Annotated in this window: 27 protein-coding genes; 12 read left to right on the top strand and 15 right to left on the bottom strand. The window is 37.7% G+C overall.

What is annotated here, in order from left to right; translation table 11 throughout:
- From pdhR to ampD, 3 genes are all read right to left on the bottom strand, one after another.
- On the bottom strand, positions 1-725 hold a 725-nt coding region (gene pdhR, locus CXF71_RS13025; RefSeq protein ID WP_101233376.1), incomplete at its 3' end, for a pyruvate dehydrogenase complex transcriptional repressor PdhR.
- 265 nt (positions 726-990) lie between these two features.
- Complete coding sequence (gene ampE, locus CXF71_RS13020) at positions 991-1,914, bottom strand: beta-lactamase regulator AmpE (RefSeq protein ID WP_101233375.1); 924 nt, start codon at positions 1,912-1,914, stop codon at positions 991-993.
- A 1-nt stretch (position 1,915) separates the two neighbouring features.
- The gene (gene ampD, locus CXF71_RS13015) at positions 1,916-2,485 is read right to left on the bottom strand and encodes a 1,6-anhydro-N-acetylmuramyl-L-alanine amidase AmpD (RefSeq protein ID WP_101233374.1); all 570 of its coding nucleotides are present in this window, start codon (positions 2,483-2,485) and stop codon (positions 1,916-1,918) included.
- Positions 2,486-2,599: 114 nt separating this feature from the next.
- On the opposite strand from ampD, the gene CXF71_RS13010 reads away from it, so the two are divergent.
- Both CXF71_RS13010 and nadC read left to right on the top strand, forming a co-directional pair.
- Positions 2,600-3,121, top strand: coding sequence for a retropepsin-like aspartic protease family protein (locus CXF71_RS13010; protein WP_101233373.1), 522 nt, complete (start codon positions 2,600-2,602; stop codon positions 3,119-3,121).
- 13 nt (positions 3,122-3,134) lie between these two features.
- Positions 3,135-4,046, top strand: a complete 912-nt coding sequence (gene nadC, locus CXF71_RS13005; protein ID WP_101233372.1) for a carboxylating nicotinate-nucleotide diphosphorylase — start codon at positions 3,135-3,137, stop codon at positions 4,044-4,046.
- 121 nt (positions 4,047-4,167) lie between these two features.
- Here the strand turns inward: nadC and CXF71_RS13000 are convergent, their stop codons facing one another.
- Positions 4,168-5,451 (bottom strand): DUF3667 domain-containing protein, encoded by a 1,284-nt coding sequence (locus tag CXF71_RS13000; protein ID WP_101233371.1) that lies wholly within the window; start codon positions 5,449-5,451, stop codon positions 4,168-4,170.
- Between the two features lie 256 nt (positions 5,452-5,707).
- Between CXF71_RS13000 and CXF71_RS12995 the strand changes: the two genes are divergently transcribed.
- Positions 5,708-6,253, top strand: a complete 546-nt coding sequence (locus CXF71_RS12995; RefSeq protein WP_101233370.1) for a YkvA family protein — start codon at positions 5,708-5,710, stop codon at positions 6,251-6,253.
- A gap of 111 nt (positions 6,254-6,364) precedes the next feature.
- Here CXF71_RS12995 and CXF71_RS12990 read toward each other — a convergent pair whose 3' ends face one another.
- Complete coding sequence (locus CXF71_RS12990) at positions 6,365-8,551, bottom strand: DUF6351 family protein (protein ID WP_101233369.1); 2,187 nt, start codon at positions 8,549-8,551, stop codon at positions 6,365-6,367.
- 95 nt (positions 8,552-8,646) lie between these two features.
- Complete coding sequence (msrA, locus tag CXF71_RS12985; protein WP_101233368.1) at positions 8,647-9,201, bottom strand: peptide-methionine (S)-S-oxide reductase MsrA; 555 nt, start codon at positions 9,199-9,201, stop codon at positions 8,647-8,649.
- 127 nt (positions 9,202-9,328) lie between these two features.
- On the opposite strand from msrA, the gene CXF71_RS12980 reads away from it, so the two are divergent.
- Positions 9,329-10,618, top strand: a complete 1,290-nt coding sequence (locus tag CXF71_RS12980; RefSeq protein ID WP_101233367.1) for a sensor histidine kinase — start codon at positions 9,329-9,331, stop codon at positions 10,616-10,618.
- Positions 10,611-11,171, top strand: a complete 561-nt coding sequence (locus CXF71_RS12975; protein ID WP_101233366.1) for a response regulator transcription factor — start codon at positions 10,611-10,613, stop codon at positions 11,169-11,171. Before CXF71_RS12980 ends, CXF71_RS12975 begins: the two co-directional genes overlap by 8 nt.
- A 65-nt stretch (positions 11,172-11,236) precedes the next feature.
- On the opposite strand, the gene CXF71_RS12970 is transcribed toward CXF71_RS12975, so the two are convergent.
- Positions 11,237-12,349, bottom strand: a complete 1,113-nt coding sequence (locus CXF71_RS12970) for a DUF3083 family protein (RefSeq protein WP_101233365.1) — start codon at positions 12,347-12,349, stop codon at positions 11,237-11,239.
- Between the two features lie 130 nt (positions 12,350-12,479).
- Here CXF71_RS12970 and CXF71_RS12965 point away from each other — a divergent pair, with 130 nt between their 5' ends.
- The gene (locus tag CXF71_RS12965; RefSeq protein ID WP_101233364.1) at positions 12,480-12,698 is read left to right on the top strand and encodes a DUF3820 family protein; all 219 of its coding nucleotides are present in this window, start codon (positions 12,480-12,482) and stop codon (positions 12,696-12,698) included.
- 437 nt (positions 12,699-13,135) lie between these two features.
- The gene (gene rmf / locus CXF71_RS12960; protein ID WP_101230139.1) at positions 13,136-13,309 is read left to right on the top strand and encodes a ribosome modulation factor; all 174 of its coding nucleotides are present in this window, start codon (positions 13,136-13,138) and stop codon (positions 13,307-13,309) included.
- A gap of 83 nt (positions 13,310-13,392) precedes the next feature.
- Here rmf and hemN read toward each other — a convergent pair whose 3' ends face one another.
- The 4 genes from hemN to CXF71_RS12940 all read right to left on the bottom strand — a co-directional run bounded on the left by hemN (position 13,393) and on the right by CXF71_RS12940 (position 16,543).
- Positions 13,393-14,763, bottom strand: coding sequence for an oxygen-independent coproporphyrinogen III oxidase (gene hemN, locus CXF71_RS12955; RefSeq protein WP_101233363.1), 1,371 nt, complete (start codon positions 14,761-14,763; stop codon positions 13,393-13,395).
- A 252-nt stretch (positions 14,764-15,015) separates the two neighbouring features.
- The gene (locus CXF71_RS12950; protein WP_101233362.1) at positions 15,016-15,510 is read right to left on the bottom strand and encodes a DUF2489 domain-containing protein; all 495 of its coding nucleotides are present in this window, start codon (positions 15,508-15,510) and stop codon (positions 15,016-15,018) included.
- Between the two features lie 5 nt (positions 15,511-15,515).
- A complete protein-coding gene (gene yihI / locus CXF71_RS12945; protein WP_101233361.1) occupies positions 15,516-16,160 on the bottom strand; it encodes a Der GTPase-activating protein YihI in 645 nt (214 codons plus the stop codon).
- 125 nt (positions 16,161-16,285) lie between these two features.
- Complete coding sequence (locus CXF71_RS12940) at positions 16,286-16,543, bottom strand: hypothetical protein (protein WP_101233360.1); 258 nt, start codon at positions 16,541-16,543, stop codon at positions 16,286-16,288.
- A gap of 164 nt (positions 16,544-16,707) precedes the next feature.
- Here CXF71_RS12940 and tesB point away from each other — a divergent pair, with 164 nt between their 5' ends.
- Entirely contained in the window at positions 16,708-17,565 is an 858-nt protein-coding gene (gene tesB / locus CXF71_RS12935; RefSeq protein ID WP_101233359.1) for an acyl-CoA thioesterase II, read from the top strand.
- A 61-nt stretch (positions 17,566-17,626) separates the two neighbouring features.
- Here tesB and CXF71_RS12930 read toward each other — a convergent pair whose 3' ends face one another.
- The 3 genes from CXF71_RS12930 to CXF71_RS12915 all read right to left on the bottom strand — a co-directional run bounded on the left by CXF71_RS12930 (position 17,627) and on the right by CXF71_RS12915 (position 20,716).
- Complete coding sequence (locus CXF71_RS12930) at positions 17,627-18,178, bottom strand: Mpo1 family 2-hydroxy fatty acid dioxygenase (RefSeq protein ID WP_101233358.1); 552 nt, start codon at positions 18,176-18,178, stop codon at positions 17,627-17,629.
- 312 nt (positions 18,179-18,490) lie between these two features.
- The gene (locus CXF71_RS12920; protein ID WP_101233357.1) at positions 18,491-19,744 is read right to left on the bottom strand and encodes a mechanosensitive ion channel family protein; all 1,254 of its coding nucleotides are present in this window, start codon (positions 19,742-19,744) and stop codon (positions 18,491-18,493) included.
- 72 nt (positions 19,745-19,816) lie between these two features.
- On the bottom strand, positions 19,817-20,716 hold the full coding sequence (locus tag CXF71_RS12915) for an acyltransferase (protein ID WP_101233356.1): 900 nt from the start codon (positions 20,714-20,716) through the stop codon (positions 19,817-19,819).
- A 348-nt stretch (positions 20,717-21,064) separates the two neighbouring features.
- Between CXF71_RS12915 and proB the strand changes: the two genes are divergently transcribed.
- Complete coding sequence (gene proB, locus CXF71_RS12910; RefSeq protein ID WP_101233355.1) at positions 21,065-22,162, top strand: glutamate 5-kinase; 1,098 nt, start codon at positions 21,065-21,067, stop codon at positions 22,160-22,162.
- 39 nt (positions 22,163-22,201) lie between these two features.
- Positions 22,202-23,458 (top strand): glutamate-5-semialdehyde dehydrogenase, encoded by a 1,257-nt coding sequence (locus tag CXF71_RS12905; RefSeq protein WP_101233354.1) that lies wholly within the window; start codon positions 22,202-22,204, stop codon positions 23,456-23,458.
- 107 nt (positions 23,459-23,565) lie between these two features.
- Here CXF71_RS12905 and CXF71_RS12900 read toward each other — a convergent pair whose 3' ends face one another.
- Complete coding sequence (locus tag CXF71_RS12900; RefSeq protein ID WP_101233353.1) at positions 23,566-23,955, bottom strand: Fis family transcriptional regulator; 390 nt, start codon at positions 23,953-23,955, stop codon at positions 23,566-23,568.
- A 212-nt stretch (positions 23,956-24,167) separates the two neighbouring features.
- Here CXF71_RS12900 and yegD point away from each other — a divergent pair, with 212 nt between their 5' ends.
- Together yegD and CXF71_RS12890 are read left to right on the top strand one after the other, a co-directional pair.
- On the top strand, positions 24,168-25,529 hold the full coding sequence (yegD, locus tag CXF71_RS12895) for a molecular chaperone (RefSeq protein WP_232771469.1): 1,362 nt from the start codon (positions 24,168-24,170) through the stop codon (positions 25,527-25,529).
- A 103-nt stretch (positions 25,530-25,632) separates the two neighbouring features.
- Entirely contained in the window at positions 25,633-26,505 is an 873-nt protein-coding gene (locus CXF71_RS12890) for a hypothetical protein (protein WP_157826762.1), read from the top strand.
- Positions 26,506-26,568 lie beyond the last annotated feature (63 nt).

Raw genomic sequence — 26,568 nt, 5'->3', positions numbered from 1 at the left:
ATGAAAGCTAAGTGTCGATGACTAGCTCCCCATGCCTTTTGCGGTTCACCACTAATAATGGCATTGAGCAAACGCTTTCTATAATCGGTAATCTTGCTAAAGATATCAGGGCGCTTCGCTAATACTGTTAAATTTTGTGCAATGTTATCCGCTAATAATGGCGACATACTGCGAGCAAGCTGTAATATCACCGCATTATGTGACGCTGCACAAATGGCTAAATGAAATTCAACAACCGCTTCTGCTTCCCCACGAAAGTCATCTTCTAGTTGGCTAGTACCAATTTCATTATGCTTTGCTTGAATTTGTTCAAAATCTGCTGGCGTACCACGCATAGCGGCATAATACGAAGCCATTCCCTCAATACCGTGACGAAATTCTAATAAATCAAATTGTGACTCATTATTGTTCGACATTAATTCAAACAATGGGTCGGAAAAACCACTGAGTAAATTGGTACAAACAAAAGTACCGCCACCTTGCTTACGCGTTACCAAACCTTTGGCTTCTAACTTCTGTATCGCTTCACGTAATGATGGTCGGGAGACTTCAAATTGCAACGCAAGTTCACGCTCAGGTAATAATTTCTCACCGGGCTGTAAACTTCCCTCGATTATCATGCCTTCAAGCTGAGCTAAAATAATATCAGCTAACTTCTGTGGCTTTACCCGCCCAGTGCTTTTCGATGCTTTCATTGATTTATTTGCCGTTACGTTTGCATTCATAAAAGTAATTTAGCTAGCTATTTCCATGGTAATAAAGAAAGAAATGAGCGATTCAGACACCTGTTTGAATCTTGGTAAATTGGTAAGACCAATCATTTTCAAGGCAATAAAATAGCAAATATAGCTACTTTTGACAAGTAAATTTAGTTGATGGTTTGTATTTAAGCAAGGTTTATATGCGCTAAAACAATATTATTCAGTCTGTTTTTAGCGCATTAAGTCAGGATGACCGATTGGTCTGACCATTCGTTTTGACTAGATTTTGTTAATTAAGAAAACCCGTTAATGTCAAAATTGAAATAACCGCAAGAACTAGTAAAACATTCCGTTTGGCAAGTCTGACAAGTAAACAAGGCTCTGCTGTGCAGTCTTCCTCATTGACCAATATGTCTTCCGATTTTTCGGCCACATCAATCAATACTTGATGGGTTGGTTTTTCGCTATCAAAAATACTCTCTAACCAAACGGGCATCGCTTTGGAAAAGTGACCCACAAACATATAACCAAAAGAAGCGATACGCACAGGTAACCAATCTACCCAAAAAAGTACGTCGTAATGGTTTTGACAGCCGCTCATTATATTAGGAGCGACACTCGCTTCATGCTGACCTTCCTGCTCCTCTTCACTATCACTTGCCGAAGTTGTCTGCGCTTCTGCCTGTTTCTCAGCCGCACTCGCCATGCAATCTGCTTTTTTATGCTCAATAACTGTAGTCAATAAACGGTAAAATAGCGCACCCGCAGCACCAAAAACAGTGAAATACAGCATAATAGCAATGTAATAACGGTAATTTAGCCAAATAAGTGCTTGGCCAAAGCCCATATTAGGCAGGTTCTTATCCGTTAATAGTTGTTGATGGTGCATTTCCGTCGTTGTTTCTTCTCCCCTGAAAGCTGAATGAAGATAATTTTTATAACTATTTCTCGTGGTGGTACAACCAAAACAAACGATGAGTATCACGGTAGAAAGAAGTAACTGCAGCACTGTATTATCAATAACTTCAAGCAACAGGTATGTCAAAATCACAGGTAAGATAATAAACGCAGCACTCGCTACCGCACCTTGTTTTGCTGTAAAATTTTTACTAAAAAAATGTAAATAGTGTTGATAATAAAAATTAAATCGCCACATTTCTGCAGATAAAGATCGCTCTGCTGCTAGTGCAATTAATAAACTTAGTAAACTCATGTTAGGTGATGTTCCTTGTCGCTTGTTCAGTCAAACATTGATGAAAGTATTGCCAGTCAAAGACCGGCCCAGGATCGGTTTTTCTATCCGGGGCGATATCACAATGACCAACAACATTGCCTATAATAATCGCAGGAAATTGATTTTGCAAACAAAGCGTTAACGCAATTAATTGTTGATATTGTTCCGCAGTGTAAGGGATATCATCTGTGCCCTCTAATTCAATACCGATAGAGTAATCATTGCAGCATTCTCTTTTTTTGAATGATGAAATCCCTGCATGCCAGGCTTTATCATCGAAAGAAACATACTGGATTACACTACCATCGCGCAGGATAAGGCAATGGGCTGAAACTTCAACGCCCCTCAAGTCACTAAAACTTGGATGTGCATTACAATCTAGCTGCCCAAGAAACAAGTCACTAATGTAATGACCACCAAATTTACCTGCCGGCAGTGAAATATTATGTATCACTAATAAATTGATTTCTTCACCTAATTCACGTGGAGCAAAGTACGGTGATGGTAAGAGTTGCGCTTGTGTTAGCCAGCCAGAAGAAATAGAAAACATACGTTTCTCATTTTAGAGTGATAAATGCTGTAAGTGTTAAGGTTACACTTTGTACTTTCTTGCTTACTTGAGAAAACATACAATAGTAATACTCTTAATTAAAGATTGCTTAGTATGACTGAAGTTGACCCAACAAACAAAATGGCAAAAATATTCGTCTGGCTAGCCTGGATAATTGGTTTAGCATTATTAATGTTTGTCTTTCAAGATGTCCTTGATGAGCAGTACAACCCAAACAGCCGTCCTGAAATGCGCTTAACAGAAAGTGGCCAAGCAGAGGTGATTTTAGATCAAAACAGGCAAGGTCATTATGTTGCCCGAGGCACAATTAATGAAACGCCTGTTACTTTTTTACTTGATACAGGTGCAACTCAGGTGTCAATTCCTGCACATATCGCTGAACAGTTAGGTTTAGTGGCTCAGGGAAGTTACCAAGTACAAACTGCCAATGGTAGTGTTACTGTATATAAAACTGAAATTACGCAATTGAGCTTAGGTAATATTTTCTTGTATAATGTCGCCGCTCACATTAATCCTGCCATGAAAGCAGATGAAATACTTTTAGGTATGAGTGCACTCAAACAAGTCGATTTTTATCAAACCGGTAAACAACTAATCTTACGGGATCCCCTGTAACAGGAAGAAAGCAATGCTTAATGCACAATTAGAAAAATTACAGCAAGATATTAGCAAAACTATCTCTTGGGCCCTTTGTGAAGATTTAGGAGCCGTTGATAATGAGACACCTCAAGCCAGTCAAGATATTACCGCGATGCTCATTCCTGAAAATGAACAAGCAGTTGCCACGGTAATTACCCGTGAAGATTGTATCGTCTGTGGGGTTGCTTGGGTGAATGAAGTATTCAAACAACTTGATGCTTCTTTAAATAGCACGGCTGAACAAACAAACAAAGTATCATCTACCAAGATAACCTGGTTTGTTAATGATGGTGAATCTGTTGCCGCCAATAGCACGCTTTTTGAACTTGAGGGTGATGCCCGAACCTTGTTAACCGGTGAGCGAGTTGCATTAAACTTCTTACAAACCTTATCAGGCACTGCCACCTTAACCAGTCACTATGTAAAAGAGCTAGCCGGTAGTGAAACTAAACTGCTTGATACTCGTAAAACCTTACCTGGATTACGTAGCGCGCAGAAATATGCCGTGCTTTGTGGTGGTGGTGTGAACCATAGAATTGGCTTATTTGATGCTTTTTTGATAAAAGAAAATCATATTGCTGCTTGTGGCGGAATTAACCAAGCAGTAGCAACCGCTAAAAACAATCACTGTGATAAAACCATTGAAGTAGAAGTAGAATCACTCGACGAGCTTGAACAAGCACTTAACGCTGGGGCTGATATCATCATGCTCGATAACTTCAGTCCTGCGATGATAGAAGAAGCCGTAAAAGCCACACGTGGTAAAGCAAAACTTGAAGTCTCCGGCAATATGACTATTGAAATTTTGCAAGAATATGCCAAAGCAGGTGTCGATTACATTTCAAGCGGCGCACTAACCAAGCATGTTAACGCCATTGATTTGTCTATGCGTTTTAAATAACGCGGCGCTAAGAACAAAAAAACGGTAGGGCATATTATGCTTTACCGTTTTTTCATGAATACGATAAGCTTTACCCAGCAACATGAAGAGACTGGATTCAGCAAATTAGAGAGCCGCTATGCTAAGTTCCCATTATTCCCCATATCATAGCAACAATAGCGGTTACCCCTATCATCATAATATATAAAGTACCGATGATGCTAAACTTCACAAACGTAAAGAATTTGCCTTGTTTATAGACTCTTTTCTGCATTAGAAATAAGTAAATGGGTATCCAGACTAATAATCCACCCGCGACCACACCTGAGAAGTTGGCAATATTAGGACTCGTTTCTGCGAGATAGTCTTCTAAAAGGTCAAGCATTTCATACAGCAGTACCGTAATAAAAATAAAACTATGACTATGCAAAGCAACCGTTAAATGCTCCATGTACAGTCTTTTAGAGAAGATGAACATCACTTTCAGTAATACCGCAAAGAGGGGCAATAAAATAAACATCAATTGCGGGAGCTTACCAATCACTTGCTCCATTAAGGGGCCTGTATCAGAATTAAACGCTTTTTCACCTTTTTCTTTTAGCTCCTCGGTAAACTCATTTAGCTTTTTATTTTGTTCTGTTGATAAGAACTCAAAAGAGAGGCTGCCATCTTCATTATTACCGATAGTGAGCTCTTCAGAGATTAAGTCACCATTAAGCACTTTTATGCGTTTTTCGACTAGGGTCTCAAATCGCTCTTGTTCTTTTGATGACAACCCTTCATCAGCCTTATCAAACTCTAATTCAACCAACTTACGAGTAATTCTAATCATTTCTTTATTCTGCCCCGAACTATATTCGCGGTTCAAGTCAGATAAATAATTGTTAAATTTCGCTAGCTCTTCATTGAGGCGAGTTATTTCAGCTAGCGCTTCTGTACTTTCTGTAGATGATCCCTGTAAGCTATTCTGCTCAGTTTTAAGCTGCTTAATATGTGCTTTAACTTGAGTGACAACCTCTTGTTTACCATTGAGATCTATAGAGTTAACGTCATCAGAAGCAATAAAAAATTTTAAAGTGATAAAAAACACAATACTAATAAATAAATATAATCGTAAAGGCGGCACATAGTGCACTCTCCTGCCGGCAAAATATTCATTAGTGAGAAAAGCTGGTCGTGTAATTAATGGCCAAATAGTTCTACTAGCACGAGAATCAAAGCTAAAAATATCATCAAGCAAATGCATGATAACTAACCAGAAATACTTTAATGTCGAATCTGAAGATTGACCACAATTCGCGCAAAAAGGGCCATTAAGTTCTTGATGGCAATTTTCACAACTTTTACTTTCTTTCTTACTTTCTGAAATAGCAGAATTAACCACATCCGTTGCTGTTTCTGTCTCGATTAACTCGGTAGTTGTCATAATAAATACACAATAAAATAGCTATAAACAGTAAAATCATACCATTATGTCTACATGAAGTTACAATCTAAATACAAAAGTTAACTCAACTTAATTTTATGGGGTGCTGTCAGCGCTTTATTCTGGTAGATTGACTAATAAGAGAATAGATCAAATCAATATATTTCAACTAACTGAATTAATATTAGTGAACTATGCTTAAGCATAATTACCCAATATATATTGTAATAATAAAGCCAAAAGCAGGAGAATTATAATGGCGTTTGAAGTTAAATTTGAATTAACCGAAGCAGACTTAGAGTATTTTCGCGATGTTATGCACAAGGCGCAAACAGGTGCAAAGCAACTTAGCGAGCAAGAAATTTTAGCTAACGCTAAAAAAGTCAGTGTAAATATTAAAGATAACGTACCTGAATTTGTACGTGAGCGTATTCAAAAATTAGAAACTTTTGTTGCCATGATTGAAGATAGTGAATGGCAAATTCCCAGTGAAGAGCGCACCGAAGTATTAAGTGCTTTAGCTTACTTTAGTGATCCTGAAGATTTAGTACCGGATCATATTCCGGTCTTAGGCTTTTTAGATGATGCTATTATGATCGAGCTTGTTGCTGAAGACTTTAAAGATGACTTTGAAGCTTTTGAAGAGTTTTGTGCTTATCGTATCCGCGAAGAAGGACGTAGTGGAGATACTACTATTACTCGCGAAGAGTGGTTAGAGTCAAAACGTCATGAATTGCATAGTCGTATGAGAAGTCGCCGTTCATCTAGAAGCCGTGGCTCATCGTTCCGCAGAGTTTTTTAAGACAAAATATCTTTAAAGCAATAAAAATTTAATCCTTAAAATGACAAAGTATTACCTTTGTCATTTTTTTACTTCCCCTTAATCTGAACTCCAAATAAAACTCAAATTCATCTAAAGATCGCTAGGTCTACCTAAATCACCTTGGCTATAATCGCATACCCCTTGGGCAAATATGGCACGCAAAGATGTTAACTGCTCCGCAAGTTCTATATCACCGTACATGTCTTGTTTAATCGCCTGTTCAAACGGAATTTTATAACATTTGAAAATACTGCCCTGCCAGGGACCTTCGGCTTGAATACGACTATTTGAGAAAATGGCATAATGTTGTGCACATGCCCCTCGTTTTATCCTTTTATCGCCAGAGCTAGCATCACTCCAATTTCCCTGCCAAACCCCCTTACCTTGTGCCAGCACTTCCCCCTTATTATCAAAGCAAGTATCTTGTATTTGTGGTGGCTTACTTTGCCCTGCAGTTAACTCAGGAAATTGTTTCCGTTTTAGCAACCATAAATCCATTACATCAAAAGCTTGATCTGTCGGATCAAAATCTCGTTTTGCCACCCAAATAACCTGATTATCAAAATGACCGTTAGCCTGCTGCAAACGTAATCGGGTACTGAAAGATGCCGACATATGATGCATATCGAGCTTTTCTTCCAAGTAATGACGAACATCGATAATAGGCAAATCAAGTTGGCCAATAAATACCTGCCCACCTCGATAAGCCAGTTCTATCGACTTAAGTGAAGCACTTCGCCTCGGTGCCATTTGGTTATCAATCACTTGAGTTATATTGTCACTCCCCCATAAAGAGACCCAAAATGGCATTTTACGTCCAAATGGAGTAATAATTTTTTCAGCTGTCATTTGGTACTGCTCTTTCCAGCTACCAATATTTTTATTGATATGTACAAATTCAGCGAGTGTGATCTGCTTTTGCTTTAACGCGTGCAAACCATATTGAACACCATCATTATCCCAAGTGCTTTCTACTAACCCATGCTTATCACGGCTGAATAACCACGCCATATCTTCCCAATAGTTCCAATTAGTTTTCTCAACCACATCCTCACTATAAAAGTGTCGCAAGAAGCCTTGCCTAGGATTATGAATAAAGGTCGATAAACCAAAGTAACCATTAATACATTCACTATTTCCTTCAGGGAAACTAGGTATCATGCCGGCCATTAATTGTGCAACCGGTTGTAAGAACGCTATTTTTTGTGGAAAATCTTGCAAGGTGTTCATGCCCTCGAGTAATTGTCGCTGATCCCATTGCTGCCAGCGACTATTATCTTTGGCTCGAAAGGTGAAATAATTATTAAATAAATCACAATCTAAGGTATAAATTGTTTGGCTTATCATATCGGGGTAAGAGTACTGAGGAATTAAGCCATCAAGAATGCCACGGCTATTTTGGCCAATAAGATATTGCGCTAAACCACCACCTGAGCCGCCGATCCCAACCGTATATATTGGCTCACCAAATAAACTAACAAAGTTCAGCTTTACCCTGCGTGCAGTATCTTCTGCTAGTAGCATATTATAAGTATAACTAGTGCGATTTCCGCTCGAGCTTATAATAGCGTAGCCTTTTTGAACTTCAATTAAACGTCGGGTTATCGTTCGAACTGCTTTTTGCCTTCCTTGCCTAAAACCTATACCTGAGCCGCCATTAAATTGATAGATCAGCTTTTTATTCCACAAAGAACTCTTAGTACGTGTACCGAGCTCTTCAGGCATGATTGCCATGGCTATCGTGTAAATGAAACGATTAATACTGCCTTGTTCCGCACGAAACAATTGTAAAGGTAATTTGGCGTCTCTTAATGTCGATAATTGGGAGAATTGCTCAGCCGTGAGCTTCGCCAATTTTTCATTCTGATTAAGATAATAAAACTGTAAATGACTTTTAAATAAGCAATCTTTTGAATAACCAATAATTTTGTTACGCTGTGCTAAATTTTCATACACAGGCACACCAAAGCCCTCTTGGTTATCGACCAAAGGCTGGCCTATGTGTGAGTCTATGGTCATACAATAAAAGGGGTATTGCTTCGGACCTGAATATAGCGAATTACTTGGCCCAACCCCTCCTAACTTGATAGGAAAATGAAAGACTTCTTTGGGACGCCCAACTTGGCTAATATGCGGAGAGATTGGTAGTAAATAATTATCTTCGGCCGTAGCTAATAACTTAACTTGCCGGAATTTATAGGGGTGCTCAGAAGGATATAACCATACAAGTACCGCAAATAGAGCGAGTGTAGATAATATTAATTTTTTCTTTTGCATAATAACACCACCGAAAAAATTCTCTCCACATATATAAAAAGTATAGTGGAAATCATTTTAGTCGGTAGAAGATATTACGCTGATAAAGTGACTGCTTATTTCAATTTAGCCACGAAGGTTTTTCTAAACTTAGCAAGTTTAGGTGAAACAACGGCTTGGCAATATTGATTTTCTGGATTATTGTTAAAGTAATCTTGATGATAATCTTCACCACAATGAAAAGTAACCGCTGGACTCACTTGGGTGACGATAGGATCTTCAAATAACTGCTCTTGACTAATTTCCTCAATTATTTGTTCTGCTATCTCCTGTTGCTCGGCATTATGAGTAAAAATTTCAGAGCGATATTGTGTGCCGACATCATTGCCTTGACGATTTAACTGCGTGGGATTGTGTAGGGTGAAAAATATTTCTAAAATTTCTCTAAAACTAATCACCTGACTATCGAACACTAATTGCACTACTTCAGCATGGCCAGTATTGCCAGTACACACTGCGTTATAGGTTGGCGCTTCACTGTGCCCGCCCATATAACCAGGTTTTGCGGTAATAATGCCCTTGACCATATTAAGAGCACTTTCGATACACCAAAAACAACCTCCGCCTAGAGTCGCAGTTTGTAGTGCTTTGTCGTTGAGTTGTTCAGTCATTTATCGTGCTGCCTTATTCAATGTTTCTTTAATGATTTATCTCAGCCTTTTCTATTAATAAATAAGCTAAGATGTCTTTGTTAATTTTGTGAATACTCACATTATACCCCTATTTAGACCATAATATATGCCAAAATATTTCAAAAAAACGAGTCAAATACAAGTAATTATTGCACTACGCAGCACTGCAATTACCATTCAATTACTGTTAATTATTTTTGTTAATTTGGGCTTAGCGTACCAACTACCTTGGACGCCACTAGTTAGTGTTATTAGTTTAGAAATACTATTTACCTTAAGCAGTTATATTTATTATCGTCATAATCATTTAAGTGAAAAGAAAGCCAGCCAAAAAGCAATACTGGTGCAAATATGTGCGGACATCATCTTTCTCTCATTGCTACTATTTTTCAGTGGTGGCGCGACTAATGCTTTTGTTTCTTTATTGCTCATTCCTATCGCCATAGCCGCAGTTACCCTAACCCCATTATTACTGTCGATAGTAGCCTTTCTCGCCATTGCATCTTACAGTATTTTATTATGGTCATTACCCATGAGTGTGATGCACGGCAATATGCAAGGCCACTTTATTGGTATGGGTATCAACTTTTTATTTTCAGCCTTGGTGGTTGCCATTGTTGTGGGTAAAATGGCACGAAGTATTAATCAGCAAGAACTGGCCATTGCCGCTTATCGCGAGAACTTATTAAAACAAGAACAAGTGACTTCATTAGGTGTTGCTTCCGCTCAGGTGACCCATCAATTAGCGACCCCCATAGCAACCGTACAACTACTTGCTGATGAATTAAGTGAAAATTTACCTAACAACGACATTGTGGCCGATATGCAAAGCCAGCTTACTCGCTGTAGAGACAGCTTAGCTGAATTTCGTGCTATGGTTTTTGAGATAAAAGAACAGGTGGTTAAGGTGATTAATTGCCAAGATTTATTCAATGAAATAACGGTTAGCGTACGGTTCAATAATCCAGAAATACACTTACAATTGCAAAATAATACCGGCTGTAACTCAACCGAAGCAGTCACGATTAATGCTGATGCCACCTTATTACCCGCTATCATCAATTTAATTAATAATGCGATAAGAGCGAGTAAAGCCAATAATAGCAAAACCCTTTGTCTAACTAGCCAAATTATTAAAGGTAACTGGCAGTTTACTATTCGGGATTATGGTAAAGGTTTCACCTTGAAAAAACTCAATGAATTAGGCGTTAAACCTGTTAATAGTGAACAAGGTTTTGGCATGGCTGTTTTTTTAAGTCACGCAAGTTTAGAGCGCCTTGGTGGTAAGTTAGCCTTAACAAACCATCAAGATGGTGGCGCACTTGTCACCTTAAGTATGCCTATTTCATCTCAGCAAAGTAAAACCGCTAACCATAAGGAAATTAGTTATGCCTAATGCAGCAATAGCTCCAGCATCGTCGAAGTTATTAATCGTTGAAGATGATATTATTTTTGCCAACACGCTTAATCGACGCTTGACTAAATATGGCTTTGATTGTGTACAAGTAGATAATAATAATGATGCCTTACTCGCCTGTCATCGACACACACCCGATTATATTTTACTCGATATGAAGTTGGCTGAAGAAAATACCTTATCGATCATCACACCACTGCGTAAACTTCGACCAAAGAGTCGCATTATCTTACTTACCGGCTTTGCCAGTATTGCTACCGCGGTTGATGCGATAAAGCTTGGCGCTGATGACTATTTGTCTAAACCTGTCGATAGTCAAACACTACTCGCAACACTCAAAGGCAGTAAAGCCGAAACCATCGAAGTAGATAAGAGAAGCGAACAAACCTTATCTGCCGAGCAGGTTGAATGGCAACATATTCAGCAGGTATTAAAAGCTAACCAGGGTAATATTTCAGCGACCGCTAGACAGCTTTCAATGCACAGAAGAACATTACAACGTAAATTACAAAAGCGACCTCAATCGACCTAAACCTAGCAACTTAAAGAAAACTTAAAGAAAACTTAAAGAAAACTTAAAACGAACACAATCCAATTTTAATAGTTATATGCCAAGTGTTGATGAAATCTAACCACCATTTCTTCTTTAGTCGGTTCAATTTCTAGTTCAACTGCCATCAATTGCATTGCTTGTTCTATTTGATTTAAAAAACGACCAAAGCCGTGTTCGCTATTATTTTCGGGTGTAGCCACAAAAATTAACTGCACGCTATCAGTTAACTCACCCGCACTCCATTTACTGATAATACCGCATGGACTTTGCTCCGGGTTGTAACCTAACATTTGCAACTCACCTACTCGAGATACAATCTCATGAATGCTGTATCTCACAATAGGTACTAAACCGTTAGCAATCAGCGCCCCATTGTTTAAGTTATAGCGTTTTGCTGCCATGGTGAATACATCCGTTAGGTAAGTATACAGTGGGTTATACGGATCTTGAGAGTGGCTATCTATTTCTACCTGTTTCAATAATTCATTGCTGACATTTAGCGTAACAACAGCATAATTCATTGCACTATGATACGTAGGTACAATAACGTTTTGGCTAGCATAACGCTTTTTAATTTCACGTAATTTATGTGTCTGGCTAGTAGCACACCCCTTATTCTTAGCAAACAAATCGTACGTAAGGTGCTGGTGATCTCTCAAACGAATATCACTTTTATCTAACATAATTGTTTGACAAAATTTTTCGACCAGTTGACTCACTTTACTATGAAAGTTGGCCGCATTAACGCGGATCTCATTACCGGTAGCCAAAAAGAGTAAACAGATTTTTTTCGCTCGTTTACTGCCATCAAAAAAAGATTTTTTAAGGTGGTGACTTTCTGGATTATAATAAAAGAGAATTTGTTGATTGGTTTGCCATTGGTGCATTTCTTGGCTGTATCTGACTCGTGCTAATTTATCATTAGCAATAAATTGACAATTCTCTAGCTCAAATTCATCTGTTAATTTAAAAAACATATCCGATAGCTGCTGATAAAAATCGTAAAATGGCTGCGGTTTTAAATCACTATATTTTCCTGAAAACTGCTTAAATAGCTCATCGGTCAAACTAAATTCGGCTAAAATATATTGATTATCACGGACATTACCAGGTAAGTAAGCTTTGTGAGCGGCACTTCGTTTTCTAATGATTGACATATTCATCCCTAAATTTTTTAACGCGATTAACACTGAGTTGTTAACCTTTTAAGATAGGAGCAGTATAATGAGCACTAATGAAGGTTTTGTGACGTAAAGATGTCACTAACATGACAAGCACGGACTTAATTTGTTAAACGATCAACAAGCACTTATTGAAGCAATCAATCAAACCATGCCTTTTGGTAAATATGCTGGGAGAAAACTATTACAACTACCTGAACCTTATTTGGTATGGTTTCACAGTAAAGGTTTTCCCGAAGGTAAGTTAGGACAGCAGTTAGCCTTAATGTACGAGGTAAAACTCAATGGTTTGGAAGGCATGCTAAAACCTTTATTACATAACTAATTACGGATGTTACTACTCAAGTAACCTTGATCAATCAAATTTTACTAAGCCGCTTGACGTTATTTCTTTAGAATCATTCTGTCTATTAAAGCAACAACGTTATTACCTCTAGTAATAAGGTTTTAAGTTAATCTAATGCTAACAAGTTGTTTTGCCAAAAAAAACTTTTAGCGTTAAAATTTGTCCACAGGTTATCCTTTTCTCGGTATATTATATCCTCTTTAAAATTACATTTTTTCCCTTGCATCACCTCAATAAATCCTCTTAAATGACTCGTCGATTGATGAAATTTCATACCATAAAAATTAATGCAAAATTTGAGAATCGACCACTCTGTAGTATTAAGTAATAAGATGAACTCAGCTAAACGAGTGATTCTAAGTTTGTTTATTAATTGATTTATAAGACAATTACGAGGTGTTTATGAGGTGGAGTAAATGAAAAGACAAAAAAGAGATAAATTGGGTAGAGCGCATTCTAATGGATATCAAGCTGGCCTTGGCGGCAAAACTAAGGAGCAGTGCCCTTATCAAAATACTGATGCAAAATCAGAATGGTTAGGTGGTTGGCGAGAGGCCATCGGTGATAGAAATCTAGGACTATTTAGATAGCCATTATCAAGCTATTTTAATCCCCGAACTTGAACGTTCGGGGATAAATATTTTATGACAAACCAGAGCTTCACCTAAACGTATTAAATAACCCGAGAAAAGCGTTGCTGGTTAATATGTTTCTTCATATAAGCATCAAAGCTCATACAAATAATACGGATCAATAAACGAGCGGATTGATCTACTTTAATATAGTTTTCTGTATTTTCTAATAAACCATCATCAATAAACGTAGTTAACAGCGGTAAATCTTCAGCAAAATATTCATCAAAATTAATATTATATTTTTCATTAATCACTTGTTTGTCTAGATACAAATTACACATCAATTCCTGGATAACTTCACCACGTAAGATGTCATCTTCAGATAAACTTACGCCTTTTATTTGTGCATGCTGCTTTTCTGTTATGGCTTGATAATACTCTTTTAAATCTTTTATATTTTGGCTAAAACTATTACCAATAGAACTAATGGATGATACCCCTAGTCCCAATAAATCACAGCCGCCTTTAGTGGTGTAACCTTGGAAATTACGATGTAAAGTACCATCACTTTGCGCTATAGCTAACTCATCATTAGGTTTAGCAAAATGATCCATACCAATAAAGTCGTAACCAAAGTTACAAAGCGTTTCTACCGCTAATTTCATTAAAGCGAATTTTTCTTCGGTATTAGGTAACCATTCATCGCGTAATTTACGCTGTGCAGCAAAACGGCTTGGTATGTGCGCGTAGCTAAATAGAGAGATACGGTCAACATCCCACTCATGTGCTTTTACTAATGTTTTAGTAAAGTTATCAAGTGTTTGATGCGGTAAGCCATAAATCAAATCAATATTAATAGACTTAAAACCAACCGCTTTAGCATGTTCAATAAAGTCACCAATGAACTCTGTTGATTGCACACGGTTAATGGCCTGCTGTACCTTCAAATCAAGATCTTGAACGCCTAAGCTCAAACGATTGAAACCGAGTGAATATAAGTGCTCAGCTAAGTCCATCTCAATCTCACGAGGATCAATTTCAATGCTCATTTCCAATTCTTCAGAAAAATTAAATTTTTCTTTTAATAAAGAAACAAGTTTTGTGATTTGTGGGTGCGTTAAAAAGCTTGGTGTACCCCCACCCCAATGTAATTGTTTAACGGTGTATTCTTGAAATAATGGTGCTTGTAAAGCAATTTCTTGTGCTAAATATTCAAGGTAAGTATCTGCTTTATCACGATGGCGGGTAACGACTTTATTACAACCACAATAATAACAAAGCGTGTGACAAAATGGGATATGCACGTAAAGTGACAATTCTCGGTTTTGCGAGTTTTCTATCGCTTTAATAAAATCATCATGTTTAAAATCATCATGAAACTCTAACGCTGTTGGATAAGACGTATATCTTGGTCCGCTGGTGTTATATTTATTTAATAACTTATTATCGAAAAATTGACTTACTTTCATGCTTTCGTACCGTTTTATTTAGTGAACGAAAACATTATAGTCTTTTGCAATTTCAGGGTATTGATCAAGCGCAATAACAGAGTCGAATAACTCTGTTATTGGATTATATACCCATTACTATTCAAGAGGCATGTTCCAGAGCGCTTGAGCAATTTCAATTCAAGGCTTATCGATGTAGTTATGGTTATTCCATTTCAAATTGATGTAACGATGAAGTGATATTGCTCAACCGCTTCTGCGATGGGTATAAGTTTAAGCAGGGGTTGTAAGGCGACTAAGTTGCTCTGTAGTAAACTGATAAAGCTCACCTAAGTCAGTAACAATCTCATCATGCATTTTATTTAAAGCCGTCATGCGTTGATAATCTTCACGCATGCGTTCTTTTTTGGTTAGCGTTTTACGTCCATCTAGAATGGCAAGATCTTTAATAGCATCATATAAGCCAAAAATACCCGGAAATTTCGCAGGTAATTCCGTTAATGTTTTCAATGAAGATAACAATACCGATAGGCGCCAGCAGCCTTCATCAAATTCGCATTGCTCTTGCTGCATAGCGCGTGTAATTAATAACACGCTATCGAAGATTTTTTTGTCGTGCTTATTTAATGCTTGTTGCTGGGCTATCTGAGTTTTTTTCTGTTGGGCTTTTTGCTGTGCTACTTGTTTTAACAGCTTGCCTGCATAAAACGCTAGCGCGAGTACAATAATACCGGCAAGCAACAAAGCATAAAGCCAAAAATCACTCATTGAAGTTACTCTTTGTCTTCAAAATCTGAAAAGTCATGACCATCTAACTTATCCCATAAGTCATCTTCGCTGCCATTGTCTTTTGATTCATCACTCTCATCAGATTCGTTATCAAGACCTAATTCAGCTGATAATGCTTGATGACGATCCATCATGTCATTGTAGTAATTAACTTCTTCTTCAGTTAAAGCGATATCGTCTTCTTGCTTCGCTAAAATTGTTTGCAACGCTTCATCTTGCTCAATTGCATCTAATTCTTGCTCTGGCGTTAATGCTGCTGGAGAAATTTCTTGTTTTTCAGATAACTCAACGTCAGTATTTTCAACGAAACGGACACCGGCAATAGGCGCTGATTTCAGGCTCTTTTGTTTCGCTTTAACTTGTTGTGCTTTTTCTGCTTTATCTTTTTCAGCTTTAGTAATTAATTTACCTAAAACGATAGGTGTTTTATTACCAAGACGCGGATCTTTATTAGCGCCTTTCTGGTTATTATTAGTTTGGTCTGGCATTGCTTCTTTTTGACGATTTCCCGCCACTTTACCCGTTGTTTTGCGGGAGCGCTTCTCAACTTTTTCTAATTCTTGCTTACTTAACTTAGGCTTAGCTGTCGGTGCTCCACCTGGTTTTCTAGATTTTTTTGAACGAGACATAGTTACAATTACTTTTTTACTAATTAATGGCGGCTATTTTACGTTATTAATAGGTGAAAAACCTTAAAAAGCAGAAAAAAGACACAAAAAAAGCGCCTATAGGCGCTTTTTCCAAACTTGTTAGCTTAAAGTCGAATTTCAATATTGGGATGAGTATTGATTTCTCCACCTTTAGAGATCACTGCGATATTCTCATTGCAGCTTAATACTGCTATATGAGTATCATGAAAATCTCTAATAAAATTAAGTTTATAACCAAATTGCGTTAAGCTACTGGCGGCAAATTTCTGTGCCAAAGTAAGCTCTTCCCATAAATCATCGTAGTTCCCCTGAGTTGGCATTCGCCGTTCCAGCAGATCTTCTCTTATCATTGCTATAGCCATAATTTTAACTTCCCCATCCAATTATGATTTGGTTTAAATATTTACTGTATTTATTATTTGCACAAAACTTAACCTACTTTGCATGTAACATCAATAGGGATTACACTAACTACCTCATATTAAGCGGTGTCTAGCCAAATAGTCTTTGATAAGTAAGGTAAAAAATGTCACGTGTATTGGATGAATTATCAGCGTTATTAAAATTAGAAGTTATCGAACAAGGTATCTATCGAGGCCAAAGCCAAGATTTAGGTTATAAAGCGCTTTTTGGCGGCCAGGTTATGGGACAAGCCCTTTCCGCGGCTCAAGAAACAATCGCAGCTAATCGCTTTGTGCATTCATTGCATTCATATTTTTTACGACCAGGTGATGCGAGCTTACCCGTTGTTTATGAAGTAGAAGTTATTCGTGATGGTTCGAGTTTTAGTACTCGAAGAGTGCAAGCAGTCCAAAATGGCAAAGCTATCTTTTATATGACGGCGTCGTTTCAACATACTGAAGCAGGCTTTGATCATCAAGATAATATGCCTGATGTAGCTGCTCCTGAAGATCTGCCATCATTTACCGATTACATAAAGGCTAACCAGCAATATATACCTGAGCCATTGCGTGAAAAGTTTTTAGCTGAAATGCCTATTGATATTCGCCCCGTGCAGCAATATAACTGGCTAAAACCAACACCAATCAGTTCTGCCAGCCAAATGTGGATAAAAGCCAACGGTGATTTACCTGACGATTTAGGTATACACACCTATATGTTAGCTTATACCTCAGATTTCCATTTTTTACCGACGGCATTATTGCCTCATGGCGCAAGCCATTGGCAACCAAATTTTCAAATTGCCACCATAGACCACGCCATGTGGTTTCATCGTCCATTTCGCTTCGATGATTGGTTACTTTATTGTATGGATAGTCCATCAGCGAGTAATGGTCGAGGGCTAGTAAGAGGACAAATATTTGATCGACAAGGGAGATTAGTCGCTTCAACCATGCAAGAAGGCGTGATTAGACAAAGATAAGTTGGGTATTAGTAATATGGCTACAAATTGTTAGCCATATTACTATCGTAGCTAATGAAGACTATTTAGAGCGATTTCTCTTTTCCAGTGCTTTGCGTTTTTCCACCGCTAGTGAGGTAACACGCGCTTTTAATACCGGCTCTAAACCTGACATAAAGTATACTTCAGCCATCAAAAATAAAGGTCCAATTAAAAATTGGCTTAAATCATCGACAAAAGCAGGTTTGGCTTTTTCATAATAATGACCGACAAACTGAATAATCCAACCAATGACAAATATGCCTAATGCGATATACATCACACCTGCTGTATCACTAAATAATTGCGCGATAAACAAATTAACTAATATATAAGCCAGCATGCCCAACGCTAATAAGCGATGCAAAGCGATATAATAAATAGCTATGACTGCAAAAATCACCATGGCCAATGTGAAATGTAGAGTAAATGGACGACTAAACATCTCATTCATCGCTATTTCAAAAGTAATAGTACTAAGCATCAGCGTTACCGCGAATACGATTAAAGGCACACCGATAAAATGGGTGTTAATGTTTTTTTGATTTAAGTGCACACTTTTATAGCGTGCTAATTGCTCTTCAATGGATTTCATTTAAATACTCTATGTTATACCCGCTCCACTTGAAGATGCTCGTTTCAGGAAACTTGAGCGAATCATAATCAAGGCACATTTTTTTGTTAAGGGTCACTCCCTTAAAAACAAATGTAACGACGAGTATGTTTGGCTCAGGCTTCCCCAAAGGGCTGGTTTATAAACGCTTTATGCTGCGTTATTGATTTCGACAATAGAATAACTATTATCTTCAATCAATGCCTTGCCTAAAGGCGTTTATAATTCCAGCTGAAACCTGCATCTTCAAGAGGAACGGGTATATACCTGTGACCTTAATTAATGTAACGGGTATTATGAACGTTGTTGCCAATCATGGCCGCTTGGATGCTGAAAGACACGTAAATCAAACTGCGGTGCAATAGCAAAAAGATGATCGAAAATATCAGCTTGAATGGCCTCATAAGCTAGCCAATCAGTGGTATTTGCAAAACAATATATTTCAAGTGGTAACCCCGTTTCGGTGGCTGTTAATTGCCGAACCATACAGGTTAAATCATCACGAATTTGAGTGTTTTGTTGCAGATACTTAGTAATATAAGCACGGAACGTTCCGATATTAGTCAACTGTCGGCTATTCAAGGAGTTAAAAGATTGAAGCACTTCATCGTTACTTTGCTCTTGTTGGTTTAACTCAAGCTGTTGCTTTTTATCACTCAGGTAATCTTGCAATAAATGTGCAGTAGTCAGCTGATTTATTTTTTCAGTACTGTAAAAATCAATACTGGCAATATCAATAATAATCGTACGCTTAATACGTCGTGCACCCGTATGGTACATATTTCGCCAGTTTTTGAAAGAATCACTAATCAGGGCATAAGTAGGAACCGTAGTAATGGTTTTATCAAAATTTTCTATTTTTACCGTGCTTAAACCTATTTCTAAGACATCACCATCAGCACCATATTTAGGTAATTCAACCCAATCACCGGCAACGACCATTCGATTAGCTGAAATTTGAATACTGGCGACCAAACCTTTAATCGTATCTTGAAAGACCAACAACAATACTGCGGTCAAAGCACCTAAACCACTTAATAAATAAACAGGTGAGCGATCAATAATAAGCGATACAATAACAATACCGGCCACTAAATATAAAGCTAACTTAAAGATTTGAATAATTGCGTTTAAGGGCAAAAATCGTTGTTGGGCACTTTCGTGGTATATGCTTCTACTCACATTGAGTAAAGCACTAATACAACGGGCAATTTGAAAGGTAAGCAGTACTTTACTAAATACAATGAGTAAAATACTAACAGTACTGGTGCTTTCTAAAATAAGGGGTGTTAAAAAAAGTAGTAAAACAAACGGTAACAGCAAGGTCATTCGACTGAGCACACCATGCTCCATCAACGCATCATCCCAAGTGTTTTTACTGTTAATAATAAGCTTGTTCATCAAGTTCAACACTTGATGTTTAGCCAGGTAATAACTTAGGCTGGAAATCAAAACGATTATACTTACACCGATGAAAATGGTGCTACTGGCTATATATTCCGAGTTAAGTCCTTGCTCACTTAACCAAGCACTGATCAGTTCATTCATCTACTTCTCCTGACATTTCATCGGTAAGCGTGTTAATTCAGCTACCACCAGCATTAAACTTTACTTTTCACTTTAAGCCGTATGTTGCAGTCTCATTTTTTCAAGTCTGGCATCTTTATCATGCCAAAATTTTGTTAACCACTTTTGAAAAGCAACTCTATCATTACGATCTAAAAAATCGATATGGCCCAATTCAGACGCAATATCGAAGGTTTGTATATCAATGTGAACCTTTTCGACTTGTCCATAAACAAAATCGCTAAAATTTGGGATTCCGTCGGGATAATAAATAGTCACATCAACAATTTTAGTTAAATGCTCACCCATGGCATCCAACACAAAAGAGATACCACCTGACTTAGGCTTTAACATATGTTGAAAAGGAGAATCTTGTTCATCATGTTTCTTTTGAGTAAAACGCGTACCTTCAATAAAATTCATCACACTAACAGGTTTATGCTTAAATTTTGCACAGGCATTGCGGGTAGTTTCTAAATCTTTGCCACGTAAATGAGGATTTTTTTTCAAAAAAGCTTGGCTATATCGCTTCATAAAGGGAAAGTCGAGTGCCCACCAAGCCAACCCCAACAGTGGTACATAAATAAGTTCTTTTTTTAGAAAGAATTTTAAAAAGGGAATGTTGCCATGTAAAGCCCGCTGTAATACCACAATATCAACCCAACTTTGATGGTTTGCTAACACTAAATACCAATCGTTAATTTTAAGCGCTTCTAATCCGGTCACCACAATAGTGGTTTTAGTAAATATTTTTTGAATAATGCTATTGGTAGCAACCCAATTACTTGCCATCAAATCAAGTAAGTAACTAAAGCCTTTCTTAGAGAAGTTTAACGGAATTAAGGCTTTAAACAGTGAAAACACTAAAATAGGCACCAGCCAGAATATAGTATTAAGGATATAAAGGGAGAAGGATAAAAAACCGATCAGTTTCGCAGGTAAAAAATTTAACATATCTTGATAATAACTAATAATAGATAAGTAACATGGATAGCGTTATTTAATCATGATTTAGCTAATAATTATATTTTTTTATTACCTATTCAGATAGCAATGCATTTTGATATAACGCTATCAATAAAAATACAAAATGAATGAAAAACGATCACTTTTTTTTTATCACAAAGTAATTTGGCATTTTTTGCTTACCTATATGGGTAAAACGCATGGTTCGTTACATATACTTTATAAAGCGACTAAAAGCACACGTTTCATGTTTTATAATAATGAATAAAAATGTTATCAATTGAGTTTTTACTCAATTTACTGCATAATGGAGCAAGTATCATAATAGGAGAAAAAATGAACTTCAATAGAGCTGTAATCAAAGTAGGTAGTGCTTTAGTTGCACCGACTAGCGATGGTTGTAGTGGCCAATATATTTTAGCGATAGCACAATTTATCACCACATGCCAACAACAAGGTAAGGAGATTATTTTAGTTTCATCCGGTGGTGTGGCGGCTGGCCGTACCATCATTCAACATGGCTCACCTGTACTCTCTGTTTCCACTAAGAAAGCCATGTCCAGCGTAGGACAAATGCAAATGATGGCTAATTGGCAACGTTTTTTTGATGTGCCTTGTAGTCAAATACTCATTACCCAAAATGATTTAGCTGATAGAGAACGTTTTATCAGTATTCAAGAAACAATCAAAATTCAATTAGCCAATGGCGTGCTACCTATTGTTAATGAGAATGATACCGTCACCACCAAAGCACTCTCCATAGGTGATAATGACAACCTTGCAGCACTCGTTGCCCAAGCTTGTGAAGCAGACAGTTTATTCATATTAAGTGATATTGATGGCGTATTTACCAAAGATCCAAATATCAATGATGATGCAGTATTAATCCCTAATATTGATAAGATTACTGATGAAATTTATGCCATGGCTGGTACAAGTCGCAACCCTCAAGCGACAGGTGGTATGAAAACAAAAATAGAAGCCGCTGAAAAAGCCGTTGAACACGGTATAAACACCTATATTATCAACGGCACTAAAAGTGAGGTATTTAGCTCTCTTTTAGCTCATGTGAACCCCGGCACACGTTTTGCTGCAGATAAAAATATTATTACCGCTAAAAAGCACTGGTTAAAACACACCTTAAAAAGTCGAGGTAAAATTAAACTCGATCCCGGTGCTGTTAATGCTGTTGTTCATAACGGCGCGTCTTTATTACCCGCAGGTATAAAATCAGTGACGAATAGATTTAAAGCGGGTGATGCCATCGATATTATAGATGCCCAAAATAATGTAGTGATTGCCAAAGGAATTACTTTATATAGTCACTATGACTTGAAGAGAATTATGGGCAAACACAGTAATGAAATCATCACGATTTTAGGGCATGACTATGGCGATGTTGTTGTACATCGCGATGACATGGTTATTTTATAACTATTGTTTAACTTAAGAATTTCAGATGAGAGTAGCAAAATGACCGATTTTAATATTGCCACTATGGCACAAAAAGCTAAATCTGCCAGTAGAGTAGTAGCACAACTTAATACCAGTGAAAAAAATACCCTGCTAAATGCTATTGCCACTGCTATTGAGCATAATAGCGACGTGATTATTCAAGAAAACAGTAAAGATATTGCCGCAGGTCGCGAGAAAGGTTTATCACAAGCAATGCTTGATAGATTAGTGCTAAACGATAAAGGCATTAAAGAAATTAGTTCTGCTATTCGCGAAATTGTCGCCTTAGCAGATCCTATTGGCGATATTGATAAATTATCATTGCGCCCAAATGGTATTCAAGTCGGTAAAATGCGTATTCCTCTTGGTGTTATTGCCATGATTTATGAAGCACGCCCGAATGTTACCGCTGAAGCCGCTGCGCTGTGCATCAAGTCAGGTAATGCCGTCATTTTACGTGGTGGCTCTGAAGCAATTTATTCTAACTTAGCAATCGCGCAATGCTTACATCAAGTATTAACGACTCATGATGTCGATGAGAATATTGTCTGCGTAGTGCCTGATACAAGTCGCAGCGTTATTGAGGACTTACTACAACAGAGTGATACCATTGATTTAGTCATTCCCCGTGGTGGTGAAGGTCTAATTCGTTATGTCAGTGAAAACAGTCGCATTCCGGTTATTCAACACTATAAAGGTGTTTGTCACTTATACATAGATAAGTACGCCGACTTAAACAAAGCTATCGACATTTTAGTCAATGGTAAAACCCAAAAGCCTAGTGCGTGTAATGCTTTTGAAACAGTGTTGGTCCATAGCGATATTAGCGCTAGTTTTTTACCTTTGGCGGCGAAAGCACTTAATGATGCCGCACAAGTGAAAATACATGCCTGTAAAGACAGTATTGGTTATTTCACCAACGCCGAATTAGCAACCGATGAAGATTACCACGCTGAGTATTTAGCCCAGGAAATTGCCGTCAAGGTAGTGAATAGCTTTGATGAGGCGATTAGCCATATCAATCAATTTACTTCTGATCATACTGAAGTCATTATCAGCCAAGATATCTCCCGTAGCCAAAAATTTGTTCGTCAAATAAATTCTTCGGTCGTGATGGTGAATGCTTCTTCACGTTTTTCAGATGGTAATCAATTAGGCTTAGGCTCAGAAATCGGCATCTCAACCAGTAAATTACATGCTTATGGACCTATGGGATTAGAGGCTTTAACGACAGAAAAGTTTGTTGTTTTTGGCGATGGCCAAGTTCGACTGTAAAATAATAGAGTAACTTATTTAACCTCAACTTTGCTTAAGTAAAGGTAGGATTAAGATACACTGAATAGACGAAGCCTAAAATCTGGGCTTCGTTTTATACAAACTTATTAGTGAGTACGTCGAGAGATAGTTTTTTGTTTTACAATGCGTAATGCTAAACGTGCTTCCCAATCGCCACTATGCTGAGCCTGACAAGCCTGTTCAGTATCAAAATGAACACATTGTTTAATATTTTTAACAACAACGCCCACTTTTACTAATTGTTTTTGGATACTCAAGCGTAGCAATTCATCTTGCTGATCCGCTTTCATCGCTGCCACTTCTTCATCCGTATTAAACACACAGGTAATGACTAAGCTGCTAGGAAAATTGGTGTAATTCGCTCTATGGGTTAACCAAACAAAGCCAGCTACTTCATGCAAAGATGCTTCACAGGCAATGGTCAACGCTTTGCAGACGTTATTATCAATTTTTTGACTCGTTTTACTTAATTTCATCGTTCGTTCTCAATACAATTTTCGCTATTTTAACTGTCTAAAAAAGCGAACACAACCGAGTGATATCAGCGACCACTCCGACAGCCCATAAATTTAAGACTTAGCGCATAAGATCAACAGTTTAAAATTAATTCTCCTCTAAGGCTTGAGATTATCTTAGTTACTGAGTATGCTACGCGACCTTTTTCTCGTAGGCATTCTTATAGGTATTAATGATGATAGGTTTCGATTACGGTACATCTAACTGTGGTGTTGCCACCATGCGCAATGGTCAGCCACACATTATTCCCTTATTGGGGGATGAGTCATACATTGCCTCAAACCTATATGCACCAAGCCGCGATGTTATTACTCATTGGCTTTCTCAACAGTTGCCGTCCGCACAACAAGCGGTGTTTCTCACTGAGCGAAAAAATCAGCTGCAAAAAGGTCAATCAGCTCTACGAGAGTTAAAATTTGATGGTATCTCCAGTGAGTTACTCTTTGGTAAAACTGCCTTAGCACAGTACCTTGAAGACCCTGAAGAAGGTTATTACATCAAATCACCTAAGTCATTTCTTGGCGCGGGTGGTTTAGCGCCAGCACAAATTCAATTTTTTGAAGATATTGTCGCTTGTATGATGAGTAATGTGAAAAAGCTTACTGAGCAAGCATTACAAAAAGAAGTCACACAAACAGTAATCGGACGACCGATTAATTTTCAAGGATTACACGGTGAAGAAAGTAACCGACAAGCCATCACCGTATTAACTAACGCAGCAAAACGTGTGGGCTTTAAGGATGTTGAATTTCAATATGAGCCTGTCGCGGCTGGTTTTGAATTTGAATCGTCATTAACTAAAGAAATACGCGTATTAGTGGTCGATATTGGTGGCGGTACGAGTGATTGTTCAATGTTACTCATGAGCCCAAATTTCACTGATCAGGATAACCGTAATGATCATCTACTCGCTCATGCGGGTCTACGCGTTGCAGGTAATGACTTTGATATCCAATTAGCCTTACAAGGCATCATGCCAAGTTTAGGTATGAATAGTTTATTAAAAACAGGTAAACCGATGCCAACGAGTAGCTTTTATCAAGCCCTCGCGATTAATAACATTAATGAGCAAACAGAATTTTACAGTGCTAAAAATAGACGTGATTTACTGCAGTTATCACGTGATGCCAAAGAAACAGCAATAATTGAACGCTTAGTAGCTGTTCACGATCACAAACTGAGCTATCAATTAGTCAATGCCGCTGAGCAAGCAAAAATTGCTCTCTCAGAGCAAAATGAGCAAACAATCGACTTAACTGATATTAGCGATGGTCTTTATGCCGACGTTACCAAAGACACTTTAAGAACAGCCAATAAACGTACCCTAGAAAGCATTGCCGATATAATGCAATCAGCGGTACAACAAGCGCAGTGTCAACCGGAAGTGATTTTTGTCACTGGCGGCACAGCAAAGTCTCCGGTTTTGAGTGAATTTTTACAACAACAAATGCCGAACATCCCTATTGTCGTGGGTGATCATTTTGGCAGTGTCACTTCAGGCTTAGCGCGCTGGGCAGAGAAGATTTATAAATAGTCTACGCTATAAGTGATGAGTTAAGCTGCGAAATTCTCCTCGCAGCTTAACTAACTTAGGCTATAATAATATTCATTATTAGCCAATAGCTGCAATGTGATTCATGGTTCTAAGTAACATCCGCCAACTATTAATCACCATGGCATTAATCAGTAATTTTAGCTTTGCTACTGAAATAGATCTAGTTCGTTATGTCGAGTCAAAGAAATACCCAGACGTTAAACAAAGCTATTTTGTTGACTTATTAACACTGGCACTTGAGGTCAGTAAACCCCGTTATGGCGACTACAAATTACAGCCCGTCAATATTGAAATGGCCCAAGCTAGAACATCGATGATGTTGCAACGTGAAGAGTATATTGATTTAACCTGGCGAATGACCTCCCAAACATTAGAAAATAAACTTCAAGCCATTTATTTCCCTATATTAAAGGGCCTAATGGGCTATCGAATATTTATTATTCCGAAAGATAAACAACACCTTTTTAATAAAAAAACATCGTTAGCGGATCTAAAAAAAATAGACCTTGGTCAAGGACATAATTGGGCCGATAGTGATATTTTGTTGGCCAACAACTTTCAAGTTGTTAAAGGTAATGATGTTTCTTTAATTAAAATGTTAAAAAAAGGACGATTCCGTTATTTTCCACGAGCGCTACATGAACCTTGGTTAGAAATTGCTGATAACGAAGACCTTACGGTTGAAAAGTATTTAATGCTGCAATACCCTGCCCCGACATTCTTTTTTGTTAATAAACACAATGAACGATTACAGCAACGGTTATCTTTTGGTTTGACGCAGTTACTTGAATCAGGTCAGTTTGAACACTTTTTTCTGAATCATAGAATCACTGCAGGTATTTTATCTAAAGCTAACGTCAACAACCGCACCTCTTTTAGCCTGCATAACCCTTTATTATCTGAAGAATCCAAAGAACTGTTAACCGATGAACGTCTGTGGATTAAGCTAAAATAAAACAAAAAAACGACGCTAGTGCGTCGTTTTGATAAGAGAATATTAACATTTAGCGTTAGCGTT

The sequence above is a fragment of the Colwellia sp. 12G3 genome, from assembly GCF_002836775.1.
Classification (GTDB): domain Bacteria; phylum Pseudomonadota; class Gammaproteobacteria; order Enterobacterales; family Alteromonadaceae; genus Colwellia.
The sequence above is the reverse complement of the archived record's forward strand: the minus strand, read 5'-3'. Positions and strand labels throughout refer to the sequence as shown.